This window comes from Streptomyces sp. NBC_00299 (assembly GCF_036173045.1).
GTDB lineage: Bacteria > Actinomycetota > Actinomycetes > Streptomycetales > Streptomycetaceae > Streptomyces > Streptomyces machairae.
This window is the reverse complement of sequence record NZ_CP108039.1, coordinates 5,495,707-5,508,946: the sequence shown is the minus strand read 5'-3', so window position 1 is coordinate 5,508,946 and position 13,240 is coordinate 5,495,707. Positions and strand designations below refer to the sequence as shown.

The window sequence follows — 13,240 nt, the reverse complement described above, 5'->3', positions numbered from 1 at the left end:
TGCGTGAGGCCATCCGCCAATTGAGCCGGTGTGTCGCACGATCTGGCTGATATTTCGAACTTTTTTTGTGACCGATGCGATCAGCAGCCCGCCGAGGCGCGAATTTAATGCCCTGAGCCGGTCATCCGGCGATCAATTTCGAACACTTATTCAATTTCCGGGCCACGCGGGATTCCCCTGACTGTTCTGGCGGGTGTCCTGCGGGTTCGACTGCGATTGCTTCTGCGAGCGCGCCCTGTGCCAGCGTCCGAGCAACCCCTCCGGGACCTCTTCCGACGTGAGCGCGAAGACGAGATGGTCGCGCCAGGCTCCGTCGATGTGGAGATAGCGCGGACGGAGCCCCTCCTCGCGGAATCCGAGTTTCTCGACGACCCGGCGGCTGGGCCCGTTCTCGGGGCGAATGCAGACCTCGATGCGGTGCAGACCAACGGTGCGGAAACAGTGGTCCACCACGAGCGCCACAGCGGTCGGCATGACCCCGCGGCCCGCCACCGCCTCGTCCACCCAGTAGCCGACGTGTCCCGAACACATCGAGCCCCAGGTGATGCCGGCGACCGTCAACTGCCCCACCAGCCGCCCCTGGTACTCGATGACGAATGGCAGCATCCGGCCCGAGTGCGCCTCGGACCGCAGATGCCGGACCATCTGGCGGTAGGTCGGCCGGTGCGTGATCGGTCCGCTGGGCGTGGGCGGCGGAATGGTCGCCTCCCAGGGCCGCAGCCAGTCCCGGTTGCGCCGGTTGACCTCGCGCCAGGCCCGTTGGTCGCGCATCTTTATCGGCCTCAGGACGACATCGCCGTCCCTCAGCACGACGGGCCAGGATGGGCTGTTCAGCTCGCACCCCCGCTGGGTCTGGGGTGGTCGCCGCCGCGGATCTGGTCGACGGCGTGGGTCAGCAGGGGTTCGAGGACCGCCAGTCCGTCCTTCACCCCGCCGCTGGAGCCGGGCAGGTTGATGATCAGTGTGCGTCCGGCGACTCCGGCGAGCCCCCGGGACAGTGCCGCCGTGGGCACCTTGTCCCGTCCGAACGCCCTGATCGCCTCGGCGATGCCCGGCACCTCGAAGTCGAGGAGGGCGCGGGTCGCCTCGGGAGTGCGGTCGGTCGGCGAGATGCCGGTGCCGCCGGTGGTCACGATGACGTCGTACCCGGCGTCGACTCCGGCGCGCAGGGCTGCCTCCACCGGGTCCCCGTCGGGCACGATCTGCGGCCCCTCGACCTCGAAGCCGAAGCCCTTCAGGCCCTCGGCGATCAGCGGGCCGCCCTTGTCCTCGTAGACCCCGGCGGCAGCCCGGTTGGAGGCGGTGACCACAAGAGCGCGATACCTCATGCCCGGCTCCAGTCGCCCGACTTGCCGCCCGTCTTCTCCTCCACCCGTACGTCCGTGATGACCGCTCCCTTGTCGACCGCCTTCACCATGTCGATCACGGTGAGCGCGGCGACGGAGACCGCGGTGAGGGCCTCCATCTCGACGCCCGTGCGGTCCGTCGTCTTCACGGTGGCCAGGATCTCCACCGCGTCGTCCGCGACCGACAGATCCAGTTTCACACCGGACACCGACAACGGGTGGCACAGCGGGATCAGGTCCGGTGTGCGCTTGGCGCCCATGATGCCCGCGATACGCGCGGTGGCGAGGGCGTCGCCCTTGGGTACCCCCTCGCCGCGCAGCAGCTCGACCACGCGGGGCGAGACGAGGACGCGTCCGCTGGCGCGAGCCGTGCGCGCGGTCACGTCCTTCCCGGAGACGTCGACCATGCGGGCCGCGCCCGCCTCGTCGATGTGCGTCAGCCGCTGCTGCGTGGGTCGGTCGTGCTCATGGGGTCCGGGGGTCTCCCCCCGGGAAGGCACAGTCATGATCGTGTGGCGCTCCCGGTCCGGGCCCGTCGCGGTGCGGCGCACGGGCCTGCTGTGCGCGACACGGTATCGCGGGCCGGGGCCCCTCAGCGGAGCAGGACCATCTCGACCTCGGTGCCGGGCTCGACGCTCTCCACGTCCTCCGGGACGACGATCAGCGCGTCGGCGTGCGCGAGGGCGGCGATCAGATGGGATCCGGCGCCGCCGACCGGCCGCACCTCGCCGTCGGCGTACGTCCCGCGCAAAAACTGTCTGCGCCCCTTGGGAGAGCTCAGCGCCTTGTCCGCGGCAAGGGTCGCCGTCATCCGCGGCCGGTGGACGTCCTCCAGGCCCATCAGGGTGCGGATCGCGGGGCGCACGAACAGCTCGAAGGAGACGTACGACGACACCGGGTTGCCCGGGAGCGCGAGCAGCGGGGTGTGGTCGGGGCCGATGGAGCCGAAGCCCTGGGGCTTGCCGGGCTGCATGGCGAGCTTGCGGAAGTCGATGCCGCTGCCGGCCTCGTCCTCGTCGCCGACGTGCGACAGCGCCTCCTTGACGACGTCGTACGCCCCGACGCTCACGCCGCCGGTGGTGACCATGAGGTCGGCGCGCACGAGCTGGTCCTCGACGGTGGACCGGAGGGTCTCGGCGTCGTCGGCGACGGCGCCCACGCGGTAGGCGATGGCGCCGGCGTCGCGGGCCGCGGCGGTGAGGGCGAAGCTGTTGGAGTCGTAGATCTGGCCGCTGCCCAGTGCCTCGTCGGGCTGGACGAGTTCGCTGCCGGTGGACATGACGACCACGCGCGGGCGGGGGCGCACGCGCACCGTGCCGCGTCCGATCGCGGCGAGCAGGGCGATCTGGGGCGGTCCGAGGACCGTGCCCGCTTCGAGCGCGCGGTCGCCCGCCTTGACGTCGCTGCCCTTCGCGCGCACATGCGCACGTGCCTCGGCCGGCCGGTGGATGTGCACCTGGCCCCGGGCGCCCTCAGGGGCGAGGCTGCGGGCGCGCATGCCGGTCACCGGGCCCTCGCCGAGGCCGCCGTCGGTCCACTCCACGGGAACGACCGTCTCGGCGCCGGGCGGCAGCGGGGCGCCGGTCATGATGCGGGCGGCCTGGCCGGGGCCCACGTGGAGCAGGTCGGCCTGGCCCGCCGCGACGTCCCCGACGACCTCCAGGACCGCCGGGAACTCCTCGCTCGCGCCCGCGACATCCGCGACCCGCACCGCGTACCCGTCCATGGAGCTGTTGTCGAACGGTGGCAGGGAGACCGGCACCGTGACGTCGTCGACCAGGACACAGCCCTGGGCGTCGAGCAGTTGCAGCTCGATGGGTTCGAGGGGGCGGACGGTCGCGAGGATGTCCTCCAGGTGTTCGTCCACCGACCAGAGGTGGTCCTGGCCGGCGGGGCGGGGCGCGGCGGCGGTGCTCAACTCGCTACATCTCCTCGGCTACGTAACTGCGAAGCCAGGTCCGGAAGTCCGGGCCCAGGTCTTCACGTTCGCATGCGAGTCTGACAATGGCACGCAGGTAGTCGCCACGGTCGCCGGTGTCATAGCGGCGGCCCTTGAAGACGACGCCGTGCACCGGGCCGCCGACCTTCTCGTCCTGCGAGAGCTGCTGGAGGGCGTCGGTGAGCTGGATCTCACCCCCGCGACCCGGCTCGGTCTTGCGCAGTATGTCGAAGATGGCCGGGTCGAGGACGTAGCGGCCGATGATCGCGTAGTTGGACGGGGCGTCCGCCGCGGCCGGCTTCTCGACGAGGTCGTGCACCTTGACCACGTCGCCGTCGTCGGTGGGGTCCACGGCCGCACAGCCGTAGAGGTGGATCTGCTCGGGCGCGACCTCCATCAGCGCGATGACGCTGCCGCCGTGCTGCTCCTGCACCTCGACCATCCGCTTGAGCAGCGGGTCGCGCGGGTCGATCAGGTCGTCGCCGAGGAGGACGGCGAAGGGCTCGTGGCCGACGTGCGGAGCGGCGCACAGGACGGCGTGACCGAGGCCCTTGGGGTCGCCCTGGCGGACGTAGTGCATCGTCGCGAGGTCGCTCGACTCCTGCACCTTGGCGAGCCGGCCGGCGTCACCCTTCTTCTGAAGAGCGGACTCCAGCTCGTAGTTGCGGTCGAAGTGGTCCTCCAGCGGGCGCTTGTTGCGGCCCGTGATCATGAGGACGTCGTCGAGGCCTGCCGATACGGCCTCTTCGACCACGTACTGGATCGCCGGCTTGTCGACGACCGGCAGCATCTCCTTGGGAGTGGCTTTGGTGGCCGGCAGGAAGCGGGTACCTAGGCCCGCTGCGGGGATGACAGCCTTGCTGATCCGAGGGTGCGACTGAGTCATGCCCGACACCATATCCGGTGCCTTTGCAGTGAATCTGAGGCTCCGGTTAATTCACTCTCATATGAGCGCATTAGGAAGGGTACGGGTGCGACCAGTGACTCACTCCGGACGTCCGGCCGAGACTGACAAGCGAACGTTGCGGCGAGAATTCATCTCGGTGAGAAACAGGTTGACGGCCGATGACCTGCGGGAAACCGCGGCCGCGCTGGCGGTTCGGGCGCTGGAGCTGCCCGAGTTGGCGCACGCGCGCGTGGTGGCTGCGTACGTCTCCGTGGGGAGTGAACCCGGCACGCTCGCGCTGCTCGACGCGCTGCACGCCCGGGGCGTACGCGTCCTGCTCCCCGCCCTTCTGCCCGACAACGACCTCGACTGGGGTGCCTACTTGGGGGAGGACTCCCTCGCCCGCGTCCAACACAGCGGGAAGATGGCCCTCTTCGAGCCCGCCGGCGAACGCCTCGGCCCGGACGCCGTGACCGGCGCCGACGTCGTGCTGCTGCCGGGCCTTGCGGTCGACGCGCGCGGGATGCGTCTGGGGCGCGGGGGTGGGTCGTACGACCGCGTCCTGGCCCGCCTCGAAGGCGCGGGGGCGCATCCCGCGCGCGTGGTGCTGCTGTACGACTCCGAGGTCGTCGAGCACGTCCCCGCGGAGCCGCACGATCGTCCGGTGGACGCGGTGGTGACGCCGTCGGGGGTGCGGAGGTTCCGCGCGGCCTGAGTCCTTTGGGGCCGCGGTGCCGCACAGGCGAAGGGCCCTCCACGCGTGCGTGGAGGGCCCTTTCGGCGTTCGCCTTCGGCTGTGCGCCGTCAGCGGGTCACGGCTTGAGCACCAGGGTGTCGCTCGTGCTCTCGTCGACGGCGTCGTTCGAGAAGGACCAGTCGAGCAGTTCGCCGTCGGCCCACTTGTCCGTCTGGTCGGTGTAGTGGGCGTTGTAGGCGTGCCCGGAGGCGCCGGTGAGGTTGATCCACTTCGACTTGTCGAGGTCGCCGAGGTTGACCACCATCCGCATCGAAGGCACCCAGACCACGCCGTAGCCGCCGGCCGCGTTCCAGCCGCTGGCGTTGACCGTGGCCTCGCCGCCGCTGAGCTTCCAGGGGCCGCGGTTGAGGGCGTACTGGAGGAACCCGGGGCCGTCGGTGCCGAGGGTCTGGTTCTTCAGGAACAGGCGGTGCAGCCGGCCCCAGCTCCAGGTGTCGATGTCCTTGCCGAGCTTGGCGGTCAGCTCCCAGCGGGCGTCGATCATGGCGCGCTCGAACAGGCCGTCACGGTCGGTGGCCGCGGGGCGGGTGCCGTTCTTCGGCGTCGTCCACCAGTCGCTCTTCTCGTCGTCCATGAGGCTGCGCACGACCTCGAACCAGCGGTCGCCGCCGTCCGGCTGCGCCTGGTCGGCGTCGCGCTCACCGCACTCGCGGACCTTCTCCGTCGCGTCCGCGGGGCCGGTGGTGTTGACCGGGTCGACCCACAGGCACTGGCCCTTGACCCGCAGCTCCTTGGGCAGCTTGTTGCCGAAGGCGAGCTTGAGGATGTTGCGCCAGACCGAGTTGAAGTAGGCGGCGGCCGCCGAGTCGGCGTCCTGCGTGTAGTCCCAGCCCTCCAGGAGCTCCTGCGCGTCCCGGACGTTCTTGTCGTCGATGTCGATCTTCAGCAGCTTGGGCACCAGCAGCTTGGCGATCTCGCTGCTGTTGTCGAGCTGCATCTGGCGCATGTCTTCGGTGGAGATCTTGCCGCCGTCGTCGATCTTCGACTGGATCAGGTCGGTGATGCGCTGGCTGCGGGCGCCGTAGCCCCAGTCCGTGGTGAGCGTGTAGGGGTACTTGGCCTTGTCGACCACCGCCTGGTTGGCGGTGACGATGTAGCCGCGGGACGGGTTGTACTCGTACGGCAGCTCGTCGTCGTCGATGTAGCCGGTCCAGCGGGACTTGGAGTCCCAGCCGGGCGCCGGGACGGAGCCGTCGTAGCCCTGCGGGCGGGTGGGGATCTTGCCGGGCAGCGTGTAGCCGATGTTGCCCTCGGTGTCGGCGTAGATCAGGTTCTGCGAGGGCACGTCGAACAGGGCGCCCGCGGCGCGGAAGTCGTTCCAGTTCTTCGCCTTGTCCATGGCGAAGACGGCGTCCATGGTGGTGCCCGCCTGGAGCGCGGTCCAGCGCAGCGAGATGCCGTAGCCGTCGCCGCGGTCGGGGGCGGCGGTGTCGACGGTGGCCTTCTTGCCGACCTTCACCAGCTCGCTGCTGCGGTCGGACAGCAGCGGTCCGTTGCCGGTCTCGCGGACGACGATCTTCTTGGGGGCACCGCCGGCGACCTTGATGGTCTCCTCGCGCTTGGTGAACGGGCGCGTCTTGCCGTCGTACAGGTAACCGTCGCCGGAGAGCTTCTCCAGGTAGAGGTCAGTGACGTCGACACCGGAGTTCGTCATGCCCCAGGAGATGTTCTGGTTGTGGCCGATGACCACGCCGGGCATGCCCGCGAAGGTGTAGCCGCTGGCGTCGTACTGGCACTTGCTGGAGACCGAGCGGCAGTGCAGGCCCATCTGGTACCAGACGGACGGCAGCGAGGCCGACAGGTGCGGGTCGTTGGCCAGCAGCGGCTTGCCGGTGATGGTGTACTTCCCGCCGACCACCCAGGAGTTGGAGCCGATGCCGTTGCCGTTCACGCCGACGGCGGTCGGCAGATCGTCCAGGGCGTCCTGGAGGCCCGACAGCTGGCTCTGCAGGCCGGCGCCGTCCGAGCCGGCGGCCGTGCCCGTGCCGCTCGTGGAGCTGTCGGCGGAGGAGCCCGCGCCGGCCGTGGAGCCCTGCTCGAAGGTCTTGGTGACCTCGTCGTACTGGCCCGCCTGGACGATCGTCTTGTTCCGGCCGTAGGGGTAGCCCGGGTAGAGGTCCTGGATCTCCTTGGGGCCCAGGCGGCTGGTCATCAGGGCGCGGTCGATCTCGTCCTGCATGTTGCCGCGCAGGTCCCAGGCCATCGCCTTCAGCCAGGCGATCGAGTCGACCGGGGTCCACTTCTGCGGCTTGTAGTCGTTGGCGAACCCGAGGGCCGCGTACTCGAGGGAGATGTCCTTGTTGGCCTTGCCGTCCAGGTAGGCGTTGACTCCCTTGGCGTACGCCTGGAGGTACTTCTTGGTGGAGGGGGACAGCGTCTTCTCGTACTCCTCCTCGGCCACGCGGTTCCAGCCCAGGGTGCGCAGGAACTCGTCGTTGTCGACCTGGCTCTTGCCGAACATCTCCGACAGGCGCCCGGAGGTCATGTGGCGGCGCACGTCCATCTCGTAGAACCGGTCCTGCGCCTGGACGAAGCCCTGTGCCATGAACAGGTCCTCGTCGGAGGAGGCGTAGATCTGCGGGATGCCGTAACCGTCGCGCTTCACGTCGACGGGCCCGGACAGCCCGTCGAGCGTTATCGACCCCTTGGTCTGCGGGAAGGAGGCGCGCACGGTGCTGATGGACCAGTACGCCCCGCCGGTGACGCCCGCCACGACGGCCAGGACCAGCACGATGACGAACAAGCGGGCTCTGCGCCCCTTCTTCCTGCCGGACTTGCCGGGCTGCTGACCCGTGGAGGCGGTGGTGTTGGGGGGCATCGCTGTCCTTGCTGTCCTAACGCGAGCGGCAGGCGGTCCTGGAGTGCTGGAGCAACCATAGGCGCAGGGCCCGCTCCACCTTGACGCGGAGTGGGGAACCAGCGCGGACGGACGTTCGATCATGCCTGCCCGAGTGTCAAGAAATCGTCAAGAGTTAGGTAAGGTAACGAAGTAGTTGGGTGCGGAGAACCGCCACTTCGTGTCCTATGTACATGAGCCCGCGCGCGCGTGCGTGCGGGCCAGGGAAGGGAACGGCCGCTGACTGTCCACGACCTCAACCAGCTCCTGCTCGTCTGCTCGCTAGTCCTGCTCGTCGCCGTCGCCGCGGTCCGGATCTCCTCGCGCAGCGGGCTCCCCAGCCTGCTCGTATACCTGGGGATCGGCGTCCTCATGGGCCAGGACGGGATCGGCGGCATCAGCTTCAACGACGCCGAGCTGACCCAGGTCATCGGGTACGCGGCGCTGGTCGTGATCCTGGCCGAAGGCGGTCTGGGCACGAAGTGGAAAGAGATCAAGCCGGCCCTTCCGGCCGCCACCGCGCTGGCACTGGCCGGGGTCACGGTGAGCGTCGGGGTCACGGCGGCGGCCGCGCACTACCTGGTCGGGCTGGAGTGGCGGCAGGCGCTGATCATCGGGGCGGTCGTCTCCTCGACCGACGCCGCCGCGGTCTTCTCGGTGCTACGGCGGATTCCTCTGCCCTCGCGCGTGACCGGCACCCTGGAGGCCGAGTCCGGCTTCAACGACGCCCCCGTGGTCATCCTGGTGGTCGCCTTCTCCACGCACGGTCCGATCGAGCCCTCGTACGTACTGCTGGGCGACATATTGCTGGAGCTGGCCATCGGCGCCGCCATCGGCCTCGCGGTGGGGTGGCTGGGCTCGTGGGGCCTGCGGCACGTGGCTCTGCCGGCCTCCGGTCTCTACCCGATCGCCGTCATGGCCATCGCCGTCGCCGCCTACGCGGCCGGCGCCATGGCGCACGGCAGCGGGTTCCTCGCCGTCTATCTCGCCTCCATGGTGATGGGCAACGCGAGACTGCCGCACTGGCCGGCCACGCGCGGGTTCGCCGACGGGGTCGGCTGGATCGCGCAGATCGGCATGTTCGTCCTGCTCGGCCTCCTGGTCACCCCGCACGAGCTGGGCGACGACATCCTGCCCGCGCTCGTCATCGGGCTGGCGCTGACCATGGTGGCCCGCCCGCTGAGCGTCGTCCTGTGCCTGACACCCTTCGGCGTCGCCTGGCGGGAGCAGGCCCTGATGTCCTGGGCCGGGCTGCGCGGCGCCGTGCCCATCATCCTGGCGACGATCCCCATGGTCGCCGGCGTCGAGGACAGCCGCCGCATCTTCAACATCGTCTTCGTCCTGGTCGTCGTCTACACCCTGGTGCAGGGTCCGACCCTGCCCTGGCTGGCCCGCAAGCTGCACCTGAGCCGGGGCCCCGAGGCCGACGACCTCGGGATCGAGTCGGCGCCGCTCGAGCGGCTGCGCGGGCACCTGCTGTCCTTCGTGATCCCCGACGGCTCGAAGATGCACGGCGTCGAGATCAACGAGCTGCGGCTGCCCGCCGGGGCCGCCGTCACCCTCGTCGTCCGCGACGCAAAATCGTTCGTTCCGCTGCCGACCACGGTGCTGCGGCACGGGGACGAACTGCTGGTCGTCGCCACGGACCCGGTACGGGACGCCGCCGAGCGCCGACTGCGCGCCGTGGGCGCCGGGGGCAAGCTGGCCGGGTGGCTGGGGACGAACGGGACGACCTGAGGGGGCGGCCCGAGGGGCGACCTGAGGGGCGACCTGAGGCACGGCCGGAGAGGGCCTGCCCAATCGCAGGTGGAGCGCTACGTAGTGCTCATTTTCACAGGATCAACAGCCGCTTTCCCCTGTACTATGCAGGAGCACCCAGATCGAACCAACTCTGCCTGACGCAGAGCTGGCGCGACCGTATGGCGGCCGGACGTCCTTCCTCAAGTGGGTTCCGGCATCTACCGCAGTTCCGCGCAAGAGGACAGCTCTCGGCGCCGCCCCCCACCCGTAGGGGCCGCGCTACCAGGTGGCAGAAAGGCACGGGCCGTGGCATCCACGGTCACCACCGAGCCGTCGAAGGACGCGCCCGCCTCCTCCCGCCCGGGATACGGACAGCTGCTGCGCACCCGCGGCGCCTGGACGTTCCTGCTCCCCGGCTTCGCGGCACGCCAGCCCTTCGCGATGCTGACCATCTCCATCGTGCTGCTCGTGCAGCACACCACGGGTTCGTACGGTGCGGCGGGCGCCGCCGCTGCCGTCACCGGTGTCTCCATGGCACTGTTCGCGCCCTACAGCGGCCGCCTCGCCGACCGCTACGGCCAGCGCACCGTCCTGATCCCCGGCGTCCTGCTGCACACCCTGTCCGGCCTGACCCTGACGACGCTCGCCCTGACCGACGCGCCCCTGTGGGCCCTGTTCGTCGCCGCCGTGCCCACCGGTGCCTCGGTGCCGCAGGTCGGGCCCATGGTGCGGGCCCGCTGGGGCGTGAAGCTCCAGGGCTCCCCCCTGATGACGACGGCCGCCGCTTTCGAGTCGGTCACCGACGAGCTGACCTTCGTCGTCGGCCCGCTGCTGGCCACCGCCCTGTGCACCGCCGTCGACCCGGCCGCGGGCCTGATCACGGAGGCCTCACTCACGCTGCTCGGCGGCCTGCTGTTCGCGGCGCAGAAGAGCACGCAGCCCTCGGTCGCCGCCGCCGGACACACGCGCGTGGAGCACGCTTCCGCGCTGCGCATCCCCGGCGTGCGCGTGCTGATCGTGACCTTCCTCGGCATCGGCTCCGTCTTCGGCGGCATGCAGGTCTCGCTGGCCGCCTTCTCCGAGTCGATCGGCGAGCCCGGCCTGAACGGCGTCCTGTACGGCACCTTCGCCGCGGGCAACATGCTCTCCGGCCTCGCCTGCGGAGCCATCGCCTGGAAGGTGGCCCCGCAGCGCCGCCTCCTCGTCGGATACGCCGCCCTGGCGCTCACCGCGTCCGGCCTGTGGGCCGCCCACTCGGTGCTGGTCCTGGCCGGCCTCGGTCTGCTCGTCGGCATGTGCATCGCACCCGCGCTGATCACCGGCTACACGCTGGTCGAGAGCCTGGTCCCGGCCGGCGCCCGCACCGAGGCCTTCACCTGGCTCACGGGTGCGGTCGCGCTGGGCCAGGCCGCCGCCGTGACCGTCGCCGGTCAGCTGGAGGACCGCTTCTGGGGCGGCGCCGGGTTCCTGGTGCCGATGGGCGGCACCCTGCTGGCCCTGGCGACCCTGGTGGCACTGCGCTCCCGGCTCGAGACACGGTCCGGCAGCCGCACGGTCGCACGTGGCGTGGGTCACCGCGTGCCGGTGGCAGTGGACTGAGCGGCTGGAATACGTCACTATGGACCGTCGTTAGCACTCATCGAGTGAGAGTGCCAGGAGGAAGACAGTGCCCACCTATCAGTACCAGTGCACCGAGTGCGGCGAGGGTCTCGAAGCGGTGCAGAAGTTCACCGACGACGCCCTGACCGAGTGCCCCGACTGCCAGGGCCGCCTCAAGAAGGTGTTCTCCGCGGTCGGCATCGTCTTCAAGGGATCCGGCTTCTACCGGAACGACAGCCGCGGCTCCTCGTCGAGCAGCGCGCCGGCGTCGTCGAAGTCGTCGACGTCCTCCTCGTCCGACTCGTCCTCGTCCTCCTCCTCGTCGTCTTCGTCCTCCTCGGACTCGAAGCCGTCGAGCGCCGGCACCTCCTCCAGCAGCTCCGCCGCGTAGGACTCATTCCTTACGGGACCCTGTCGTCATCCGACGACGGGGTCCTCGGCTTTTGCGGGTGCGGTTAGGGTGCGGGCATGGCGAACAAGGCGAACGTGGAACTCGGCGTGATCGGCGGCTCCGGCTTCTACTCGTTCCTCGACGACGTGACCGAGATACAGGTGGACACCCCGTACGGGCCACCCAGCGACTCCCTCTTCCTCGGCGAGATCGCCGGCCGGCGGGTCGCCTTCCTGCCCCGGCACGGACGCGGCCACCATCTGCCGCCGCACCGGATCAACTACCGGGCCAACCTGTGGGCGCTGCGCTCGCTCGGCGCGCGCCAGGTGCTCGGCCCGTGCGCGGTGGGCGGACTGCGCCCCGAGTACGGACCGGGCACGCTGCTCGTGCCGGACCAGCTGGTCGACCGTACGAAGTCCCGGGTGGGGACGTACTTCGACGGACTGCCGCTGCCCGACGGCGCCGTCCCGAACGTGGTGCACGTGTCCCTGGCCGACCCCTACTGCCCCACCGGTCGTGCCGCCGCGCTGAAGGCGGCGCGGGGGCGGGACTGGGAGCCGGTGGACGGCGGCACGCTGGTCGTCGTGGAGGGGCCCCGCTTCTCGACTCGTGCCGAATCGCTGTGGCACCAGGCGCAGGGCTGGTCGGTGGTGGGCATGACCGGCCACCCCGAGGCGGCGCTCGCCCGTGAACTGGAGCTCTGCTACACCTCGTTGACGCTGGTCACCGACCTGGACGCGGGTGCCGAGACCGGCGAGGGCGTCTCCCACGACGAGGTGCTGCAGGTGTTCGCGGCGAACGTGGACCGGCTGCGGGGCGTGCTGTTCGACGCGGTGGCCGCGCTGCCGGCGAACGACGAGCGGGACTGCCTGTGCACCAAGGCGCTGGGCGGGATGGATCCGGGCTTCGAGCTGCCGTAGGGGGCCCGCCTGAGGGCGGAACTCCTCGTTCGGGCGAGGGAGTTGTCCACAACCGGTCGGTAGTCCACGGGCTCCGGCGGGCAGCGGCGCGATGTCTCATCGTGGCTTCACAAGCCGTTCCGTCGTCGCAGGTGGTGGTCCACGTGTCCGTTGCTCCCTCGTCCCGTTCGCCGTTCTCCCCTTCTCCCTTCCCCGCTGCTCCGCTCCCGCTGGGCACGGACGCGCCCGCCGGCCGCGAGGTGCCGCACTTCGCCCCGGTGCGGGTGCGCGGCGGGCGGTACCGGCTGCGCCGTCTGGTACGGCAGCGCAGGCGGGCCGTGGCGGCGGGGCTCGCGGTCACCGCGGCGGCGCTCGTGGCGGCGGGCCCGGGTGAGGCCGACCGGGCTCGTGGGCATCCCGCTCCTGAGCCGGTCCGCCAGCATCGGGCCGTGGAAAGGGCGCGTGCCGTCGAGACGGTGTCCGCGCCGGTGCGGATCTCCGACGGTGCCACCGTGCGGCTGCTGCGGCCCGGCGACCGGATCGACGTGATCGCCGCGGAGGAGAGCGTGGCGGGCGGGGACGCCCGGGTGGTCGCGCGCGGGGTGCGGGTGACCGAGGTGCCGGAGCTGCTGGACGCCGCGAGCGAGAGCGGGGCGCTGGTCGTGCTGTCGGTGCCGCGCTCCACCGCGGCACGCCTCGCGGGCGCGAGCGCTACGGCACGGCTGGCGGTGACACTGTGCTGAGCCGGGTCGCACATGTCGTGCGCATGACGCTGAACGCCCTGTCAAGTCGCTCGTTCAGGTGGACTGATTGGACAGGATGGCCCAGCCCTGACGTAGGTTGCGGA

The 13,240-nt window shown here is 70.5% G+C and carries 12 protein-coding genes; 6 read left to right on the top strand and 6 right to left on the bottom strand.

Annotation, left to right across the window (positions count from 1 at the left end; all coding sequences use genetic code 11):
• Positions 1-150: 150 nt before the first annotated feature.
• From OHT51_RS24575 to galU, 5 genes are all read right to left on the bottom strand, one after another.
• Entirely contained in the window at positions 151-771 is a 621-nt protein-coding gene (locus OHT51_RS24575) for a GNAT family N-acetyltransferase (protein WP_443052543.1), read from the bottom strand.
• Between the two features lie 59 nt (positions 772-830).
• Positions 831-1,328: a MogA/MoaB family molybdenum cofactor biosynthesis protein gene (locus OHT51_RS24570; protein WP_328881080.1), complete on the bottom strand. Its 498-nt coding sequence runs from the start codon at positions 1,326-1,328 to the stop codon at positions 831-833.
• Positions 1,325-1,852: a cyclic pyranopterin monophosphate synthase MoaC gene (gene moaC, locus OHT51_RS24565; protein ID WP_328881079.1), complete on the bottom strand. Its 528-nt coding sequence runs from the start codon at positions 1,850-1,852 to the stop codon at positions 1,325-1,327. Before moaC ends, OHT51_RS24570 begins: the two co-directional genes overlap by 4 nt.
• Positions 1,853-1,938: 86 nt before the next feature.
• Positions 1,939-3,264, bottom strand: a complete 1,326-nt coding sequence (glp, locus tag OHT51_RS24560; RefSeq protein WP_328881078.1) for a molybdotransferase-like divisome protein Glp — start codon at positions 3,262-3,264, stop codon at positions 1,939-1,941.
• Positions 3,265-3,268: 4 nt separating this feature from the next.
• Entirely contained in the window at positions 3,269-4,171 is a 903-nt protein-coding gene (gene galU, locus OHT51_RS24555; RefSeq protein ID WP_328881077.1) for a UTP--glucose-1-phosphate uridylyltransferase GalU, read from the bottom strand.
• Between the two features lie 94 nt (positions 4,172-4,265).
• Between galU and OHT51_RS24550 the strand changes: the two genes are divergently transcribed.
• Positions 4,266-4,886: a 5-formyltetrahydrofolate cyclo-ligase gene (locus OHT51_RS24550; protein ID WP_328884416.1), complete on the top strand. Its 621-nt coding sequence runs from the start codon at positions 4,266-4,268 to the stop codon at positions 4,884-4,886.
• 97 nt (positions 4,887-4,983) lie between these two features.
• Here the strand turns inward: OHT51_RS24550 and OHT51_RS24545 are convergent, their stop codons facing one another.
• Positions 4,984-7,746, bottom strand: a complete 2,763-nt coding sequence (locus tag OHT51_RS24545; protein ID WP_328881076.1) for a penicillin acylase family protein — start codon at positions 7,744-7,746, stop codon at positions 4,984-4,986.
• Between the two features lie 228 nt (positions 7,747-7,974).
• Here OHT51_RS24545 and OHT51_RS24540 point away from each other — a divergent pair, with 228 nt between their 5' ends.
• The 5 genes from OHT51_RS24540 to OHT51_RS24520 all read left to right on the top strand — a co-directional run bounded on the left by OHT51_RS24540 (position 7,975) and on the right by OHT51_RS24520 (position 13,136).
• Positions 7,975-9,501 (top strand): potassium/proton antiporter, encoded by a 1,527-nt coding sequence (locus tag OHT51_RS24540; protein ID WP_328881075.1) that lies wholly within the window; start codon positions 7,975-7,977, stop codon positions 9,499-9,501.
• 309 nt (positions 9,502-9,810) lie between these two features.
• Positions 9,811-11,103 carry an MFS transporter gene (locus tag OHT51_RS24535; protein WP_328881074.1) on the top strand — a complete coding sequence of 431 codons (1,293 nt, stop codon included), beginning with the start codon at positions 9,811-9,813 and terminating at the stop codon, positions 11,101-11,103.
• A gap of 67 nt (positions 11,104-11,170) precedes the next feature.
• Positions 11,171-11,494, top strand: coding sequence for an FmdB family zinc ribbon protein (locus OHT51_RS24530; protein WP_328881073.1), 324 nt, complete (start codon positions 11,171-11,173; stop codon positions 11,492-11,494).
• A gap of 77 nt (positions 11,495-11,571) precedes the next feature.
• Entirely contained in the window at positions 11,572-12,414 is an 843-nt protein-coding gene (locus tag OHT51_RS24525; protein ID WP_328881072.1) for an S-methyl-5'-thioadenosine phosphorylase, read from the top strand.
• A 143-nt stretch (positions 12,415-12,557) separates the two neighbouring features.
• Positions 12,558-13,136, top strand: coding sequence for a hypothetical protein (locus tag OHT51_RS24520; protein WP_328881071.1), 579 nt, complete (start codon positions 12,558-12,560; stop codon positions 13,134-13,136).
• Positions 13,137-13,240 lie beyond the last annotated feature (104 nt).

Bases quoted from the DNA above. Each gene is read 5' to 3' on its own strand.
- OHT51_RS24575 (WP_443052543.1), bottom strand. From the start codon at position 771: ATGCGCGACCAACGGGCCTGGCGCGAGGTCAACCGGCGCAACCGGGAC.
- OHT51_RS24570 (WP_328881080.1), bottom strand. From the start codon at position 1,328: ATGAGGTATCGCGCTCTTGTGGTCACCGCCTCCAACCGGGCTGCCGCC.
- moaC (WP_328881079.1), bottom strand. From the start codon at position 1,852: ATGACTGTGCCTTCCCGGGGGGAGACCCCCGGACCCCATGAGCACGAC.
- galU (WP_328881077.1), bottom strand. From the start codon at position 4,171: ATGACTCAGTCGCACCCTCGGATCAGCAAGGCTGTCATCCCCGCAGCG.
- OHT51_RS24545 (WP_328881076.1), bottom strand. From the start codon at position 7,746: ATGCCCCCCAACACCACCGCCTCCACGGGTCAGCAGCCCGGCAAGTCC.
- OHT51_RS24525 (WP_328881072.1), top strand. From the start codon at position 11,572: ATGGCGAACAAGGCGAACGTGGAACTCGGCGTGATCGGCGGCTCCGGC.